At 69.1% G+C, this 16,523-nt stretch carries 12 protein-coding genes, 2 pseudogenes and 3 riboswitches; of the genes and pseudogenes, 6 read left to right on the top strand and 8 right to left on the bottom strand.

Translation table 11 applies throughout. The features are described from left to right. Nucleotides 1-127: 127 nt before the first annotated feature. From AWC24_RS06875 to AWC24_RS06850, 6 genes and pseudogenes are all read right to left on the bottom strand, one after another. Nucleotides 128-1,843 (bottom strand): PPE family protein, encoded by a 1,716-nt coding sequence (locus AWC24_RS06875; RefSeq protein WP_085083277.1) that lies wholly within the window; start codon nt 1,841-1,843, stop codon nt 128-130. A 33-nt stretch (nt 1,844-1,876) separates the two neighbouring features. Then, nucleotides 1,877-2,060, bottom strand: a riboswitch (cobalamin riboswitch). Nucleotides 2,061-2,089: 29 nt separating this feature from the next. Next, nucleotides 2,090-3,801: pseudogene (gene ureC, locus AWC24_RS06870) on the bottom strand (urease subunit alpha). Further along, nucleotides 3,798-4,241 (bottom strand): urease subunit beta, encoded by a 444-nt coding sequence (locus AWC24_RS06865; protein WP_085083275.1) that lies wholly within the window; start codon nt 4,239-4,241, stop codon nt 3,798-3,800. The pseudogene ureC and the gene AWC24_RS06865 overlap by 4 nt, the downstream one beginning before the upstream one ends. Before the next feature lie 21 nt (nt 4,242-4,262). Further along, nucleotides 4,263-4,667, bottom strand: coding sequence for an urease subunit gamma (gene ureA / locus AWC24_RS06860; protein WP_407663402.1), 405 nt, complete (start codon nt 4,665-4,667; stop codon nt 4,263-4,265). A gap of 85 nt (nt 4,668-4,752) precedes the next feature. Then, the gene (locus AWC24_RS06855) at nt 4,753-6,396 is read right to left on the bottom strand and encodes a PPE domain-containing protein (protein ID WP_085083273.1); all 1,644 of its coding nucleotides are present in this window, start codon (nt 6,394-6,396) and stop codon (nt 4,753-4,755) included. Nucleotides 6,397-6,429: 33 nt separating this feature from the next. Beyond that, nucleotides 6,430-6,570: riboswitch (cobalamin riboswitch) on the bottom strand. A gap of 106 nt (nt 6,571-6,676) precedes the next feature. Next, complete coding sequence (locus tag AWC24_RS06850) at nt 6,677-8,911, bottom strand: NADP-dependent isocitrate dehydrogenase (protein WP_085083271.1); 2,235 nt, start codon at nt 8,909-8,911, stop codon at nt 6,677-6,679. Nucleotides 8,912-9,053: 142 nt separating this feature from the next. Continuing rightward, nucleotides 9,054-9,174, top strand: a riboswitch (SAM riboswitch). A 130-nt stretch (nt 9,175-9,304) separates the two neighbouring features. Here AWC24_RS06850 and AWC24_RS06845 point away from each other — a divergent pair. From AWC24_RS06845 to AWC24_RS06825, 5 genes and pseudogenes are all read left to right on the top strand, one after another. Then, nucleotides 9,305-10,627: a bifunctional o-acetylhomoserine/o-acetylserine sulfhydrylase gene (locus AWC24_RS06845; RefSeq protein ID WP_085083269.1), complete on the top strand. Its 1,323-nt coding sequence runs from the start codon at nt 9,305-9,307 to the stop codon at nt 10,625-10,627. 23 nt (nt 10,628-10,650) lie between these two features. Then, on the top strand, nt 10,651-11,790 hold the full coding sequence (gene metX / locus AWC24_RS06840) for a homoserine O-acetyltransferase MetX (protein WP_085083267.1): 1,140 nt from the start codon (nt 10,651-10,653) through the stop codon (nt 11,788-11,790). Then, entirely contained in the window at nt 11,787-12,545 is a 759-nt protein-coding gene (locus AWC24_RS06835; protein WP_085083265.1) for a class I SAM-dependent methyltransferase, read from the top strand. The genes metX and AWC24_RS06835 overlap by 4 nt, the downstream gene beginning before the upstream one ends. 104 nt (nt 12,546-12,649) lie before the next feature. Further along, on the top strand, nt 12,650-13,102 hold the full coding sequence (locus AWC24_RS06830) for a DUF732 domain-containing protein (RefSeq protein ID WP_234807281.1): 453 nt from the start codon (nt 12,650-12,652) through the stop codon (nt 13,100-13,102). A 119-nt stretch (nt 13,103-13,221) separates the two neighbouring features. After that, nucleotides 13,222-14,084, top strand: a pseudogene (locus AWC24_RS06825) (cyclopropane mycolic acid synthase family methyltransferase). Nucleotides 14,085-14,106: 22 nt separating this feature from the next. On the opposite strand, the gene AWC24_RS06820 reads toward AWC24_RS06825, so the two are convergent. Continuing rightward, the gene (locus AWC24_RS06820) at nt 14,107-14,349 is read right to left on the bottom strand and encodes a DUF3017 domain-containing protein (RefSeq protein ID WP_085083305.1); all 243 of its coding nucleotides are present in this window, start codon (nt 14,347-14,349) and stop codon (nt 14,107-14,109) included. Nucleotides 14,350-14,393: 44 nt separating this feature from the next. Continuing rightward, nucleotides 14,394-15,242, bottom strand: coding sequence for a bifunctional methylenetetrahydrofolate dehydrogenase/methenyltetrahydrofolate cyclohydrolase (locus AWC24_RS06815; protein WP_085083304.1), 849 nt, complete (start codon nt 15,240-15,242; stop codon nt 14,394-14,396). Nucleotides 15,243-15,302: 60 nt separating this feature from the next. On the opposite strand from AWC24_RS06815, the gene AWC24_RS06810 reads away from it, so the two are divergent. After that, nucleotides 15,303-16,502 (top strand): NADH:flavin oxidoreductase, encoded by a 1,200-nt coding sequence (locus tag AWC24_RS06810; RefSeq protein ID WP_085083263.1) that lies wholly within the window; start codon nt 15,303-15,305, stop codon nt 16,500-16,502. Nucleotides 16,503-16,523 lie beyond the last annotated feature (21 nt).

The raw sequence follows: 16,523 nt of genomic DNA, 5'->3' as shown, positions 1-16,523 counted from the left end.
CTCAACGTCGGGCTACAGCTCCGGCGTCGTCAACCCCTGTACCCACCGCCAGTTGACAAGACCTACAGCCAGTTAGCAAGGCTCGACGAAGGAGAGCCGACGCTGGACCGCCGCATAGACCCCGCGGCTAGGTCTCGTCGGCCGGCCAGGTATTGGGCATCATCGGGCTGACCGCGCCACCGCCGAACCCGTCGTCGGCCAGCGCGGTCAGCCCGGCCGGGCGGGCGCCCGCCACCCGGTGCGAGCCACCGGCGAAGCCTTGTGCCGCACCCCGATCCGAAGCCGCCACCAGTGCCGGCTCGGGTTCCAGATCCATGTACTCATGGCCGCGGCCCAACATGTCGGCCTTCGGCTTGCGCCGCCGCCGCCGGGGCGCGGTCTGCTCGGCCGCCTCGGCTGCGGGGACGTCCGCGCTGTCCGGCTTGGGCACCGGTCTCTTGCGGGCACTGGTCCCTGATGCGCGCCGGGCACCCATGTCCAGGCCGCCGACCATGTACATGTAGGCCGGCATGGTGACCGACGGCGGTCCGGCAGGCGTGGGCGGCGGCGCACCGGGCGGCGGGGTGGGTGCTGCGGCCGGAGCGGGCGCCGGTGCGGGCGCCGGGGCCGGCGCCGGGGCCGGCGCGGGCGCCGTGGCCGGCGGCTGGGCCATCACCAGTCCGGGCGGCGGGGCGGGCGGCGGCACCGCGGCAGCCGTCGCGAAGTGGTGCGCCAGCCCGCCGATACCCAGGCCGCCGAGCACCCCGGCCGGGGCCAGCACGCTCGTGGCGGCCAGCGCCGGCAGCAATGCGGGTATCAGCGCCGTCTGGGTGACCAGGTAGTTGAGCGCCTGAATGGTGTTGCCGATCGTCGCCCCGACGATCTCGACCATCGCCAGCGGTACCACCAGGCCGAGTCCTTGCGGATTGAACAGCGCCGTGTACATGATCGCCAGCAGATCGTCGACGATGACGATGCTGGTGAACGCGAAATACGATCCCGGATCCAGGGGCACCGAGAAGATGTAGGCCAGGTTTGCCGGGTTGAAATAGCTCAGCGGGTTGCCGGTCCACCCCAGCCACGAGCCGGGCACCCCCCACGGCGGCAGCAACGACGATCCGCTCTGCAGGCTCGCGAAGAAATCGGCCAGCGGACCCGAGATACCGGTGAAGCCGATCTTGTCGAAGAACTCCGTCAACTGCGCATACAGCGGGTACTGACTGCTGTCGGGATACGGCGGGCTGGGGACGAGGCCTTCGAGCCATTTCGCGAAGTCGAGGAACCACTGGGGCGGCTCCGGCGCGGTCGCGTCGGCGCTGCCGGCAGTCTTGAGCACCGCGGGCGCCGGCGCGGTCTGCGGCGTCGCCGCCACCGCGGTGGTCGCGGTCGCCTGGTAGGCGGTCATCACGGTGGCGGCCTGCAGCCACATCCGCGCGTAGTCGGCCTCGTTCAGCGCGATCGGAATGGTGTTGACGCCGAAGAAGTTCGTGCCCACCAGCACCGCATGCGTGACATGGTTGGCCACCAGCTCGGCCATCGTCGGCATCGCGGCCAGCGCACTGGTGTAGGCCGCACCCGCGGTCTGCTGCTGCGCGGCGGTGGCCGCGCTGTCGGCGCTGGCCTGCAGCAACCAGGCCAGCAACGGCGCGTGGGCGGCCACGAACGCCTCCGCGGACGGGCCCTGCCACGCCCCGGATTGCACCGCGCCCAACAGGGCGGTCAGCTCATCGGCGGTGGCGGTGTAGTCAGCGGCCAGCGCGGCCCACGCGGCGGCCGACGCCAGCAGCGTGCCGGCGCCAGGACCGGCCGATAACAACGTTGAATGCACTTCCGGCGGAGACGCCATCCAAATAGGCGCGGTCACGTCGACCAGCTCTCTCGGGGTACACCGCCCCGGGTAGCAGGATGCGACGACGTGAGTGTCCTGACTCTCGGATCATCGCTCGCCTCGCCTTCCAACTCCCTGCGGAGCCGTGGCTGTTGAGGGTCGCTCCCCGATCACAGTGGCGGGACCGTGCCGGATTCTCACCGGCTTCCTGCACCGTCGTTGCCTTACCGGCGCATTATCGCACGCTGTGGCCTCCCGTCTCGCGGTACTGCCGGGCGAATCTCAGACGATGTAGTACAGCTGCGACATCGGCACACTGTCGGCCGGTTCGACCTCGGCGAGCTTGCCGTCCAGGTAGACCTGATGCGTCGAGGGGTCGATGCGGATGTCCGGCGTGGCATTGTTGCGCACCATCTGCTGCTTGCCGATAGTGCGGCAGCCCCGGACCGGCTCGACCCACCGGTCGATCCCGATGCGTTCGGGCACACCGGCTTCCACCGCGGCGTGGGACATGAACGTCATGGCGGTGTGTCGTGTCACGGCGGCTTCGCTGCCGTACAACGAGCGCAGCATCACCGGTTCGGCGGTGGGGATCGAGGCGGTGGGGTCGCCCATCGTCCCCCATGCCACCATGCCGCCCTTGAGGACGAACTTCGGCTTCACCCCGAAGGTGTTGGTGGGCCACACCACGATATCGGCGATCTTGCCCGGCTCCAGCGAGCCCAGCAGGTGCCCGATGCCGTGGGTCAGCGCCGGATTGATGGTGTACTTCGCCAGGTAGCGCAGAATCCGGCCGTTGTCGTGGGCCTCCGGGTCGCCCTCGAGCTTGCCGGTCTGTTTCTTCATCTTGTCGGCGGTACGCCAGGCGGTGGTGATGGTGTCACCCATCCGGCCCATCGCCTGGGAGTCCGAGGTGTTCATCGACACCACACCGAGATCCTGCAAGACGTCCTCGGCGGCCTCGGTGGCGCCGCGGATGCGGGATCGGGCTAACGCACTGTCCACCGGGTTCTGCGGATCCAGGTGATGGGTCACCGTAGTCATGTAGAACAGGTTGTCGAGCGTGTCGGTGGTGAACGGCCGGGTGGGGTTGGTCGAGGACGGCAGCACATTGGGTAGGCCGGCCATCACCATCACGTCCGGCGCATGACCGCCGCCGGCACCTTCGATGTGGTAGGCGTGGATCGCCCGGCCGTTGATCGCGTTGATGGTGTCGGTGACGTAGCCGGCTTCGTTGAGCGAATCGGTGTGAATCGCGATCTGGACGTCGTAATCGTCGGCGACGCTCAGCGCGCAGTCGATGACCGCCGGGGTGGCGCCCCAATCCTCATGGACCTTCAATCCGCATGCCCCGGTTTCGATCTGCTCCATCAGCGGGTCGGGTTGGCTGCTGTTGCCCTTGCCCAGAAACCCGACGTTGACCGGGAAGCGCGACGTCGCCTGCAGCATGCGGGTGATGTTGTGCGAACCGGGCGTGCAGTTGGTCGCCCGGGCGCCGTCGTCGGAGCCGGTCCCGCCGCCGTGGTGACACCGGCGGACAGCCCGTGTTGCACCTGACCCGGGGAGATGAAGTGCACGTGCGTGTCGACTCCGCCGGCCGTCGCAACCAGTCCTTCGCCGGAGAGCACCTGGGTTCCGGCGCCGACGATCAGGCACGGGTCGACACCGTCCTGCATGTAGGGGTTGCCGGCCTGGCCGATGCCGGCGATCCTTCCGTCCTTGATGCCGATGTCGGCCTTGACGATGCCGACGATCGGATCCATCACCACCACACTGGTGATGACGAGGTCCAAGGCGCCGTCGACGTTGCGGACGCCCGGGACCTGGCCCATCCCGTCGCGCACCGACTTGCCGCCGCCGAAGACGAGTTCTTCACCGGGCGTGAGCAGGCTGCGTTCCACCTGTGCGACCAGATCGGTGTCGGCAAGCCGGAACCGGTCGCCGGTGGTGGGTCCGTATAACGCCGCGTAGTCGCGGCGGGGTATCAAGCTCATCGGGATCCCTTGCCTTTCCGGCTGCGGGCCGGTGTCGTGGGTTTCGACGACGCATCGTCGGTCCCGTCATCGTCGTCACCGCAGAATCCGGATTCCCTGGCCCGACGCAGGATTCGTGCCGTGATCAGCTCATCGCCGAGAGAGCCGTTCACCAGTCCGTTGAACCCGAGGATGCGGCCGGTACCGCTGAGCTTGACCAGCTCCACCTCCTGCTGCTCCCCCGGATCGAACCGGATCGCCTGCCCCGCCGGGATGTTCAAACGCATCCCGAGCGCTCGCCGGCGGTCGAAGCTCAATGCCCGGTTCACTTCGAAGAAGTGGTAGTGCGAGCCGACCTGGACCGTCAGCTCGCCGGTATTTCGCACCGTGATCTGCTGGGTGGGCCGGCCCGCGTTGAGTTCGAGCGGTTCGTCGGTAAGAAGCCATTCACCGGGGATCATGGCGAATCCTTTCTGCCGCAGTCACGAGAATGGCTCGGCCACTGAAATCAATTGCGTACCGGTCTTGAACGTCGCCTCCACCTGCACGAGCGTGACCATCTCGGTGACACCGGGCATCACGTCATCGCGGGTGAGAACGCGTTTGCCGCGCTCGATCGTGTCGGCCAGCGACACGCCATCGCGTGCGGCCTCCAGCAGCGTTTCGCAGATCAGCGCGATCGATTCGGTGGCGTTGAGCTTGGTGCCGCGTTGTTTTCGGCGGCGGGCGAGTTCAGCCACCTGATAGATGACCAGCTTCTCGGTCTCCCGCGGCGTCAGCATCATCGACGACAGCCAGGTCTGTGCCCCCGGCGTCGAGGTGTCGCGCATGACCGAGCCGGAACGGTCTGCCGAACGGTCTTGTTTGGTCTGTTGTTTCCGCGCCACTGCACTGCCCCCAACCCGTCGAACCAGCCCCCGCGGGTGCCCTCGCAACCAACTACCCGCCGGGCGACGGCGACAAACCGGTGGGTTAGGACTCCCAGGTGCTCGGCATCATCGGCGTGGTGGCTTGCCCGTCGAAGGAATCCCGCGTCAGCGTCGTCAAGCCGCCGACGGCGCCGGCCGTCGTCGCCGCCCCCAGCGTGCCGGCCCCCCGAGCCGACGCCGCCGTATCAGGTCCGTCCTCGGCGTCCTCCAGATCCATGTACTCATAGCCGCGGCCGAGCATGTCCGCCTTGGCTTTCCGGCGCCGGCGGGTCTTGGCCGGCACCTCGGCGGCGGCCGCGTCCGCCGGGGCGTCGGCGGCATCGGGCTCGGGTGCTCTGCGGCGGCGCGCGCTGGTGCCCGCCGCTCGGCGGGCCTGCTGACCCAGGCCGGCCACCATGTATATGTAGGACATGCCGTCCACCGGCGACAGCGGCGGTGCGGGCGGCGGCGGGGGTGCGGGAGGTGCACCGGGGACCGGAGCGGGCGCGGGAGCCGGCGCCGGAGCGGGCGCGGGAGCCGGCGCCGCGGCCGGCGGAGTGGGGGCCACCGTCAGACCGGCGAACGGCGGGACCACCGGAACGACCGGAACCGGCACGGCGTGCAGCGCGGCCAGCCCGGACAGTCCCGCCAGCCCGGTCAGCGGCGCCACGGCCAGCGGCGCCAGGGCGGCGGTCAGCATCGGCAGCATCACCGGGATCAGCACGATCGCCTGCTCCAACAGCGTCTTGAGCAGGGCGATCACGTCGGTGATGATGGTGCCGATCGCCTCGACGGCGGTGAACAGCAAGGTGGCGGCGATGGTGCTGGGGTTGCCGCTGGCGAACGCCGCGGCCAGGTCGGCGGCGATGAACGCGAAGGTCTGCGACAGGTAGGCGGCGAACGACCCGAAGTCCATCGGGTAGCCCAGCGCGAACGCGATGTTGTAGGGGCTGAAGAAGCTGAGCGGGTTGCCCAGCACCGGCAGCCAGGGGTTGAAGCCGGAGAAGAGCGGCTCAAGGAAGGGGTTGGCCGCCAGCTCGTTGATCATCGGCTGCAGCACGTTGTTGTAGAAGTCGGTGTAGCCGCTGTTCTGCAGCCACTCCATGATGTCGTTCTGCCGGTCGGGCGGCAGCTGCGGCTGGCTGGCAGCGCTCGAACCGGCGGCTCCGGCCTTGGCGATCTGCGGCGCGGCGAGGGTCTGCGGACTCGACGCGACCGCCGCGCCGGCGACGGCCTGATAGGTGGCCATCACGGTGGCGGCCTGCAGCCACATCCGGCCGTAGTCGGCTTCGTTGAGTGCGATCGGGATGGTGTTGACGCCGAAGAAGTTGGTGGCCACCAGCACCGCGTGGGTGGCGTGGTTGGCAGCCAGTTCGGCCATCGTCGGCATGGCCGCCAGCGCCGCGCTGTAGGCCGAGGCCGCGATCTGCTGCTGGACGGCCATCACCGAACTGTTGGCGGCGGCGTGGGTCAGCCAGGCCAGGTAGGGCGCGTTGGCCGCCAGGTAGGCCTCGGCGGACGGTCCCTGCCACGCCCCGGCCTGCACCGCGCCCAGCAGGGCCGTCAGCTCGTCGGCGATCTCGGTGTACTCGATGCTCAACGCGCTCCACGCCGCCGACGACGCCAGCAGCGGACCGGCGCCGGGGCCGGCCGACAGGAGCGTCGAATGGACTTCGGGAGGAGACGCGATCCAAATCGGCGCGGTCACGTTCGCCAGCTCTCTCGGGGTGCCCCGCCCCGAATCGCAGGATGCGACGACGCGAGTATCTGACTCACAGCGGAGAGTTCACTCCGACGATCACAGTGGCGGGACCGCGCCGGATTCGCACCGGCTTCCTACGTCGTCGTCGCCTTACCCGGCGAATTGTCGCACGTGAATGCCGATCGGGAAGGACAAACCCTGCGGTCAGACCCGGCCCCGAGCGTGGCCAACGGGCAAACGCGACGAACAGCCACCCGAACACCACGGCGCCGCACGGGCGAACCCCTCACTCCTTGCCGTCGATCACCGCGTTCAGCGTCGGGCTGGGCCGCATCACCGCCGCCGTCAGGTCGTGGTCGGGGGCGTAGTAGCCGCCGATGTCCACCGCGTTGCCCTGCACCACGGTCAGCTCGTCGAGGATGACGTCCTGGTTCTTCTCCAACCCGTCCGCGACCTCGGCGAAGTGCTTGGCCAGTGCGGGGTCCTCGGTCTGCGCGGCGAGCTCCTGCGCCCAGTACTTGGCCAGGAAGAACTGGCTGCCGCGGTTGTCGAGCTCGCCGGTCTTGCGCGACGGGCTCTTGTTGTCGGCCAGCAGCCTGCCGATCGCGGTGTCCAGCGTCTGCCCGAGGATCTCGGCGCCGCGGTTGCCGGTCTTGACGCCCATGTCGTCGAAGCTGGCGCCCAGCGCCAGGAACTCACCGAGCGAGTCCCAGCGCAGGTGGTTCTCCTCCACCAGCTGCTTGACGTGCTTGGGCGCCGAGCCGCCCGCGCCGGTCTCGTACATGCCGCCGCCGGCCATCAGCGGCACGATCGACAGCATCTTGGCGCTGGTGCCCAGCTCCAGGATCGGGAACAGGTCGGTGAGGTAGTCGCGCAGGATGTTGCCGGTCGCGGCGATGGTGTCCTGGCCGCGGATCAGCCGCTCCAGGGTGTAACGCATCGCCCACACCTGCGGCATGATCTGGATCTCCAGGCCCTCGGTGTCGTGGTCGGCCAGGTAGGCCTTCACCTTCTTGCGCAGCTCGGCCTCGTGCGGACGCTCGGTGTCGAGCCAGAACACCACCGTCATGCCGGAGACGCGCGCCCGCTCCACGGCCAGCTTCACCCAGTCCCGGATGGCGGCGTCGGTGACCGTGCACAGCCGCCAGATGTCACCGGCCTCGACGTTCTGGGTCAGCAGCACCTCACCGGTGTCCAGGTCCACGATGTCGGCGACGCCGGCCTCGGGGACCTCGAAGGTCTTGTCGTGGCTGCCGTACTCCTCGGCCTTCTGTGCCATCAGGCCGACGTTGGGCACGGTGCCCATGGTGGCCGGGTCGAACTGCCCGTGGGTCTTGCAGAAGTTGATCAGCTCCTGGTAGATCCGCGCGAAGGTGGATTCGGGGTTGACCGCCTTGGTGTCCTTGGTCCGTCCGTCGGCGCCGTACATCTTGCCGCCGGCCCGGATCATCGCCGGCATCGAGGCGTCGACGATGACATCCGACGGCGAGTGGAAGTTGGTGATGCCGTTGGCCGAGTCCACCATCGCCAGCTCGGGGCCCTGCTCGTGGCAGGCGTGCATGTCCTCGATGATCTCTTCGCGCTGCGAGGCCGGCAGCGTCTCGATCTTGTCGTACAGGTCGACCAGGCCGTTGTTGACGTTGACGCCCAGGTCGTCGAAGAGCTTCTGGTGCTTGGCGAACGCGTCCTTGTAGAACACCTTGATGGCGTGGCCGAACACGATCGGGTGGCTGACCTTCATCATGGTCGCCTTGACGTGCAGCGAGAACATCACACCGGTCTTGCGGGCGTCCTCCATCTCCTGCTCGTAGAACTCGCGCAGCGCCTTGACGCTCATGAACATCGAATCGATGATCATGCCGTCGAGCAGGGAGATCTTCTGCTTGAGCACAATCGTCTTGCCGCTCTTGGTCTTCAGCTCCATCTTCACGTCGCGGGCGCGGTCCAGCGTCATCGACTTCTCACCGTGGTAGAAGTCGCCGTGACGCATGGTGGCCACGTGGGTGCGCGACGCCTGCGACCACTCCCCCATGCTGTGCGGGTGCTTGCGGGCGTACTCCTTCACCGCCTTGGGCGCACGACGGTCCGAGTTTCCTTGTCGCAGAACCGGGTTCACTGCGCTGCCCAGGCACTTGGCGTAGCGTGCGCAGATGTCGCGTTCGGCGTCGGTTTTGGGGTCCGCCGGATAGTCCGGCAGCGCGAAGCCCTTGCCCTGCAGCTCCTTGATCGCGGCGAACAGCTGCGGCACCGACGCGCTGATGTTGGGCAACTTGATGATCGTGGTGTCGGGAAGTTCGGTCAGGCGCCCGAGTTCGGCCAGGTTGTCGGGGACCCGCTGCTCGTCGGTGAGCACGTCGGGGAACTCCGCCAGGATGCGGGCGGCCAGCGAGATGTCACTGGATTTGACGTCGATGCCCGCGGGCTTGGTGAAGGCCTGCACGATCGGCAGGAACGAGTACGTCGCCAGCAGCGGCGCCTCGTCGGTCAGCGTGTAGATGATGGTCGGCTGGTCGGCGCACATGGCTGTTCTCCCGGCGTCAGGGTTCGTATGTCTGTTGTTCCGCGTGGTACACGGCGGCCTCAAGTATCGCGTACTACCGGATGGCTGCCACCGGCGGTGATCAGGTGGCGGCACCTCCGCTGGATGCGATAGGCTGCGAAGCGGTCATGAGTGCCAGCGCGAAGCCCCGGCTTGCTGGCCGGCAACCCTCCAACCGCGGTGGGGTGCCCCGGGTGATTGACCGGGTTGAGTAGCCGCCGCAGGCTACGCGGCAAGCGCGGGTCCGCCACAACGGGCCCCCCGAGTAGACAGGGGAACCTGATGCGTGCCTCCTTGCGCCGATCAGACCGTTGTTGTCGTCGCTGATACCACTCCTGCCCCAGCGATAACACTCTCTTCAGAAAGCATCTACCTATGACCGCCGGTAACAACTGGTCGTTCGAGACCAAGCAGATCCACGTCGGCCACGCCGGTGACCCGGAGACCGGGTCGCGCGCCCTGCCGATCTACCAGACCACCTCGTATCTGTTCAGCGACACCGACGAGGCCGCCGCCCGCTTCGCGCTGGCCGAGCCGGGCAACATCTACACCCGGCTGACCAACCCCACCAACGCCGTCATCGAGGAACGCATCGCCGCGCTCGAGGGCGGGGTGGGCGCCACCTTGCTCTCGGCCGGCCAGGCCGCCAGCACGTTCGCGATCTTCAACCTGGCCGGCACCGGCGACCACATCGTGGCCAGCCCGCGACTGTACGGCGGCACCTACAACCTGTTCCGCTACTCGCTGCCCAAGCTGGGTATCGAGGTCAGCTTCGTCGACGACCCCGACAGCCTGGAGTCCTGGGCCGCGGCGGTACAGCCGAACACCAAGGCGTTCTACGCCGAGAGCATCTCCAACCCCAAGATCGACATCCTCGACACCCCGGGCGTCTCGGCGGTGGCCCACGAGCACGGGGTACCGCTGATCGTCGACAACACCATCGCCACCCCGTACCTGATCCAGCCGATCAGCCAGGGCGCCGACATCGTCGTGCACTCGGCCACCAAGTACCTGGGCGGCCACGGCACCGCGATCGCCGGCGTGATCGTCGACGGCGGCAACTTCGACTGGACCCAGGGCCGCCACCCCGGCTTCACCACGCCCGACCCCAGCTACAACGGCCTGGTCTACGCCGACCTGGGCGCGCCGGCCTACGCAGTCAAAATCCGCGCCCAGCTGATGCGCGACTACGGGTCGGTGGCCTCGCCGTTCAACGCCTTCCTGATCGCCCAGGGCCTGGAGACGCTGAGCCTGCGGGTCGAGCGCCACGTCGCCAACGCCCAGCGGGTGGCGGAATTCCTGGCCGCCCGCGACGACGTGCTGAGCGTCAACTACGCCGGACTGCCCGACTCGCCGTGGCACCAGCTGGCCCAGCAGCTGGCCCCCAAGGGGGTCGGCGGCGTGCTGTCCTTCGAGATCGCCGGCGGTGTCGAAGCCGGAAAGGCGTTCGTCAACGCGCTGCAACTGCACAGCCATGTCGCCAACATCGGTGACGTGCGCTCACTGGTGATCCACCCCGCGTCCACCACGCACAGCCAGCTCTCCGGCGACGAGCTGCTGAGCACCGGTGTCACCCCCGGCCTGGTGCGGCTGGCGGTCGGCATCGAAGGCATCGAAGACATCCTGGCCGACCTGGAACTCGGGTTCGCCGCGGTCGCAACACAGCTCGGCGAATCGTCCGCGCTGGCGGCGCGTTGAGGCGGTTGTCGAAGAGGCCCACGGTGACGATTTCGGAATTCTCGACCCAAGTGCTGCCTGCCGAGGGAGAGACCGGCACGGTCGGCATCGGCTCGCTGCGGTTGGAGAGCGGGGCGGTGCTCGACGATGTCAGCATCGCGGTGCAGCGCTGGGGCGAGCTGTCGCCGCGCCGCGACAACGTCGTCATGGTGCTGCACGCGCTGACCGGGGATTCCCATGTCACCGGGCCGGCCGGGTCCGGGCATCCCACCGCGGGCTGGTGGGACGGGATCGTCGGACCGGGCGCCCCGATCGACACCGACCGCTGGTGCGCGGTAGCCACCAACGCACTGGGCGGCTGCCGCGGGTCGACCGGCCCGGGCTCGCTGGCCCGTGACGGGAAGCCCTGGGGCTCACGGTTTCCCGCCATCTCGATTCGCGACCAGGTGGAAGCCGACATCGCCACGCTGGCCGCGCTCGGCATCACCGAGGTGGCCGCGGTGGTGGGCGGTTCGATGGGCGGCGCCCGCGGGCTGGAGTGGATGATCGGTCACCCGGACCGGGTGCGCGCGGGCCTGCTGCTGGCCGTGGGCGCCCGGGCGACCGCCGACCAAATCGGCACCCAGAGCACCCAGATCGCCGCGATCAAGGCCGACCCGGACTGGCAGAGCGGTGACTACCACGGCACCGGCCGCAGTCCCGAGAGCGGGCTCGCGATCGCCCGGCGCATCGCCCACCTGACCTACCGCGGCGAGGCCGAACTGGACCGGCGGTTCGGCAACACCGCCCAGGACGGCGAGGACCCGGCCGAGGGCGGCCGTTACGCAGTGGAGAGCTACCTGGGCCACCAGGGCGGCAAGCTGGTGTCGCGGTTCGACGCCGGCAGTTACGTGACGCTGACCGAGTCGCTGTCCAGCTACGACGTGGGCCGCGGCCGGGGCGGGGTCGCCGCCGCCCTGCGCGGCTGCCCGGTACCGGCCGTGGTCGCCGGAATCACCTCCGACCGGCTGTATCCGCTGCGGCTGCAGGCCGAGCTGGCCGACCTGCTGCCCGGCTGCGCGCGCCTGCAAGTGGTCGAGTCCGACTACGGGCACGACGGCTTCCTGCTGGAGACCGACCGCATCGGCGAACTGATCCGCCAGACCCTGGACTTGGCGGACCCGGCCGGGGCTCACCGGCGGTGAACCGGTCGCGGCAGCCCCGGCACGACCGATCGCTGTCGTTCGGCTCGCAAGCGGCCGCCTACGAACGGGGCCGCCCCTCCTACCCGCCCGAGGCGATCGACTGGCTGCTGCCACCGGACGCCACCGACGTGCTGGATCTGGGCGCCGGCACCGGCAAGCTCACCACCCGGCTGGTCGAGCGCGGCCTGAACGTGGTGGCCGTCGACCCGATCGCCGAGATGCTCGAGGTGCTGCAGACCTCGCTGCCGCAGACCCCGGCCCTGCTGGGCACCGCCGAGCAGATCCCGCTGCCCGATGACAGCGTCGACGCCGTGCTGGTGGCGCAGGCCTGGCACTGGTTCGACCCGGCGCGGGCCATCCCCGAGCTGATCCGGGTGCTGCGGCCGGGCGGCCGGCTGGGCCTGGTGTGGAACACCCGCGACGAACGGCTCGGCTGGGTCAAGGAACTCGGCGAGATCATCGGCCGCGAGGACGCCCGTGACGCCGTCGACGGCGGGGTGAGCCTGCCGGCGCCGTTCGGTGCGATCGAGCATCACCAGCTGGAGTGGACCAACTACCTGACCCCGCAGGCGCTGATCGACCTGGTCGCCTCGCGCAGCTACTGCATCACCTCCCCGGACGCGGTGCGCACCAAGACGCTGGACCAGGTCCGCCGCCTGCTGACCACCCATCCGGCGCTGGCCGGTTCGACCGGGCTGGCGCTGCCCTACGTCACGGTGTGCATGCGGGCGACACTGACCAAGGCCGTTTCGTAGGCAAACCGTGACCCGGCCGAATCGCCGGTGTTATCGCTTTGATGCAGGATTTCAACCACGAGTCCCCGCGCCGCACGGCGCCGGGCACACAGACGGGGGAGATAATGCGACGCTTCATGACCATGGCCGGCCTGGGGGTATGTGCCGGCCTGATCGGCGTCGCGGCGCCGGCCCAGGCGAGTCCGGTCGACACCTCGTTCCTGTCCGATCTCGCCGGGGCGGGCATCCCCGTCGTCGACCCGGGCGCCACCGCCGAGCTGGGCCAGTCGGTCTGCCCGATGCTGACCGAGCCGGCCGGCACCGCGGCCTCGGTGGCGTCCCCGGTCACCGCCCTGGGCGGCGGGCCCGCCATGTCGCCGGAGATGGCGCAGCTGTTCACCGAGATCGCGGTGCAGGTGTATTGCCCGCAGATGTTGGCGCAGCTGGCCAGCGGGCAGCTGCCGGAACTGCCGCAGATCCCGGGGATGTCGGGCCTGCCCGGCGGGATCCCGGCCGTGCCGGTCATCGGCGGCATCCCGGCCATCCCGGCGATTCCGGTCATCCCCGCCATCGGGTAGCGCCGGTTCGGTGTGGTTTACCCACGCCGACAGCGGGTATCCGGCCCCGGCCGGCCGGGGGTGGGACGGGCCTGTGGGCGGCACGCACCAGGCCCCGCCGGACCGAAAGGCCACCTCCCATGCCACAACGCTTGACCCCGAATTTCGCTGACGTACAAGCCCATTACGACCTGTCCGATGATTTCTACCGGCTGTTTCTCGACCCCACCCAGACCTACAGCTGCGCCTACTTCAAGCGCTACGACATGACGCTGGAGGAAGCCCAGCTCGCCAAGATCGACCTTTCGCTCAGCAAGCTGGGCCTGCAGCCGGACATGACGCTGCTCGACGTCGGCTGCGGTTGGGGCACCACCATGCAGCGCGCCATCGAGCAGTACGACGTCAACGTGATCGGGTTGACCCTGAGCAAAAACCAAGCCGCCCATGTGCAATCGCGCTTCGATGCGATGGACAGCCCGCGCAGCAGGCGGGTGCTGCTGGCCGGCTGGGAGGAGTTCGACGAGCCGTCGACCGGATCGTTTCCATCGGGGCGTTCGAGCACTTCGGCTACGACCGCTACGACGACTTCTTCACGACGTCCTTCAAGGCGCTGCCCGACGCCGGAACCATGATGCTGCACACCATCTGCGGCCTGTCACCGCAGCAGATCGTCGAACACGGCATGCAACTGACCCCCGAGCTGGCCGACTTTCAGATCTTCCTGATGACGGAGATCTTCCCCGGCGGGCAGCTGCCGTCGATCGGTCTGGTCAAGGAGCATGCCGTCAAGGTGGGGTTCACGGTGAAGCGCATCCAGTCGCTGCAGCAGCACTACGCGATGACCCTCGACCACTGGGCCGAGGCGCTGGAGGCCCACGAGTGCGAGGCCATCGAGTTGCAGTCCGCGGAGGTCTTCGACCGCTACATGCGGTACCTGACCGGCTGCGCCGAGGAATTCCGGGCCGGGCGTTTCGACGTCAACCAGTTCACCCTGGCCAAGTGAGATCGAATCGCTGCCCGCAGCGTCAGCTGGTTCCCAGCGGGTCGACGGTGGCGGCGATGTAGACCATCGCCGTGGCCGCCGTCGTCATCGTCGCGAAGTCCAGTCCCCGGTCCCGCAGCACCAGCAGCCCGGCCCGGTCCTCGGACAACACCAGCCGCAGCGCGGCGGCCACCGCGGTGCCGATCCCGATCAGCAGGGCACCGCGACGCCAGAAGTTCGCGCCGGCCAACACGAACGCCGCCACGAAGATCAGCCCGACCAGCATGATCGGCCACTGGGCGGCGACCAGCCGGCGAACGTCCACGCGCGTCACAGTTCGCTCTCCACCCGCTCGACGACGTTGGTCAACAGGAAGGCCCGGGTCAGCGGGCCGACCCCGCCTGGGTTCGGCGACACGTGACCGGCCACCTCCCACACGTCCGGATGCACGTCGCCGACCAGTCCGGCGTCGGTGCGGCTGACGCCGACGTCGACGACGGCCGCCCCGGGACGCACCATGCCGACGGTGAGCATCTGCGGCACCCCGACCGCGGCGACGATGATGTCGGCTTGGCGGGTCAGATCCGGCAGGTTGCGAGTTCCGGTGTGGCACAACGTCACCGTGGCGTTCTCGCTGCGGCGGGTCAGCAGCAGCCCCAGCGGGCGTCCGACCGTCACCCCGCGCCCGATCACCACCACATGGGCGCCGGCGATCGGCACGTCGTAGCGGCGCAGCAGGTGCACGATCCCGCGCGGCGTGCACGGCAGCGCCGCGGGGGTGCCCAGCACCAGCCGGCCCAGGTTCGTCGGATGCAGCCCGTCGGCGTCCTTGGCCGGGTCGACGCGTTCCAGTGCGGCGTTCTCGTCCAGCTGCTTGGGCAACGGCAGCTGCACGATGTAGCCGGTGCACTCGTCGTTGGCGTTGAGCTCGTCGATGGTGTCGTTGAGCTGGGCGGTGCTGACGTCGGCCGGCAGGTCGCGACGGATCGAGGTGATGCCGACCTTGGCACAGTCGGCGTGCTTGCCGCGCACGTAGGCGTGCGAGCCCGGGTCGTCGCCGACCAGGACGGTGCCGAGCCCGGGGGTACGGCCCGCCCGAGTGAGTTTGTCCACCCGGGCTTTGAGATCGACGAAGATCTCGTCGCGCGTGGCCTTGCCGTCCAACGTGATCGCACCCACGCCCGACATTGTGACATTCCCCGCCGGATCCAGCGTCACCGTCGGGGTTAAGCTCCGGGAATGCCCGCCGCTCCCGACGTCTTCAGCCCCGCCAAACTCGGTCCGGTCACGCTGCGCAACCGGATCATCAAGGCCGCCACCTTCGAGAACCGCACCCCCGACGCGCTGGTCTCCGACGACCTGATCACCTACCACCGGCTGCCGGCCGCCGGCGGGGTGGGCATGACCACCGTCGCCTACTGCGCGGTCTCCCGCGGCGGCCGCACCTCCGACGACGGGCTGTGGATGCGCCCGGAAGCCATCCCCGGGCTGCGCCGGCTCACCGAGGCCGTGCACGCCGAGGGTGCGGCGATCAGCGCGCAGCTCGGCCACGCCGGCCCGGTGGCCGACGCCCGCTCCAACAAGGCCCGGGCGCTGGCGCCGGTGCGGTTCTTCAACCCGATCGGCATGCGGTTCGCCAAGAAGGCCACCCGCGACGACATCGACGAGGTCATCGCCCAGCACGCCGACGCCGCCCGCTGCGCCGTCGACGCCGGCTTCGACGCCGTCGAGATCCACCTCGGTCACAACTACCTGGCCAGCTCGTTTCTGTCGCCGCTGATCAACCGCCGCTCCGACGAGTTCGGCGGCTCGCTGGCCAACCGGGCCAAAGTGGCCCGCGGAATCGTGCAGGCGGTCCGCAAGGCCGTCGAGAAGGACGGCGCCGGCCAGATCGCGGTGACGGCGAAGCTGAACATGTCCGACGGGGTGCGCGGCGGCATCAGCCTGGACGAGTCGCTGACCACCGCCAAGTGGTTGCAGGACGACGGCGGCCTGGACGCCATCGAGCTGACCGCCGGCAGCTCGCTGGTCAACCCGATGTACCTGTTCCGCGGGCACGCCCCGGTCAAAGAGTTCGCGAGCGTCTTTCCGCCGCCGTTGAGCTGGGGCATGCGGATGACCGGCAACAAGTTCCTGCGCGAATACCCGTATCACGACGCCTATCTGCTGAACGACGCCCGGCTGTTCCGCGCCGAGTTGTCGCTGCCGCTGATCCTGTTGGGGGGCATCACCAACCGCGAGACCATGGATCAGGCGATGGCCGAGGGCTTCGAGTTCGTCGCGATGGCCCGGGCACTGCTGGCCGAACCGGACTTGGTCAACCGGATCGCGGCCGAGCCGGCGACGCTGTCGGAATGCATCCACTGCAACCAGTGCATGCCCACGATCTACCAGCGCACCCACTGTGTTGTCACCGGCGCGCCGGACGTCCTGCGCTGAGGATCCGCGCCGACTCGCGGC

It is taken from the genome of Mycolicibacter senuensis, from assembly GCF_002101885.1.
In the GTDB taxonomy this organism is placed as follows: domain Bacteria; phylum Actinomycetota; class Actinomycetes; order Mycobacteriales; family Mycobacteriaceae; genus Mycobacterium; species Mycobacterium senuense.
The sequence above is the reverse complement of the archived record's forward strand: the minus strand, read 5'-3'. Positions and strand labels throughout refer to the sequence as shown.

Coding starts and splice junctions, on each gene's coding strand:
- AWC24_RS06830 (WP_234807281.1), top strand. CDS start 12,650: ATGCGACGCTTCATGACCATGGCCGGCCTGGGGGTATGTGCCGGCCTG.
- AWC24_RS06820 (WP_085083305.1), bottom strand. CDS start 14,349: ATGCTGGTCGGGCTGATCTTCGTGGCGGCGTTCGTGTTGGCCGGCGCG.
- AWC24_RS06850 (WP_085083271.1), bottom strand. CDS start 8,911: ATGTGCGCCGACCAGCCGACCATCATCTACACGCTGACCGACGAGGCG.
- AWC24_RS06845 (WP_085083269.1), top strand. CDS start 9,305: ATGACCGCCGGTAACAACTGGTCGTTCGAGACCAAGCAGATCCACGTC.
- AWC24_RS06810 (WP_085083263.1), top strand. CDS start 15,303: ATGCCCGCCGCTCCCGACGTCTTCAGCCCCGCCAAACTCGGTCCGGTC.
- AWC24_RS06865 (WP_085083275.1), bottom strand. CDS start 4,241: ATGATCCCCGGTGAATGGCTTCTTACCGACGAACCGCTCGAACTCAAC.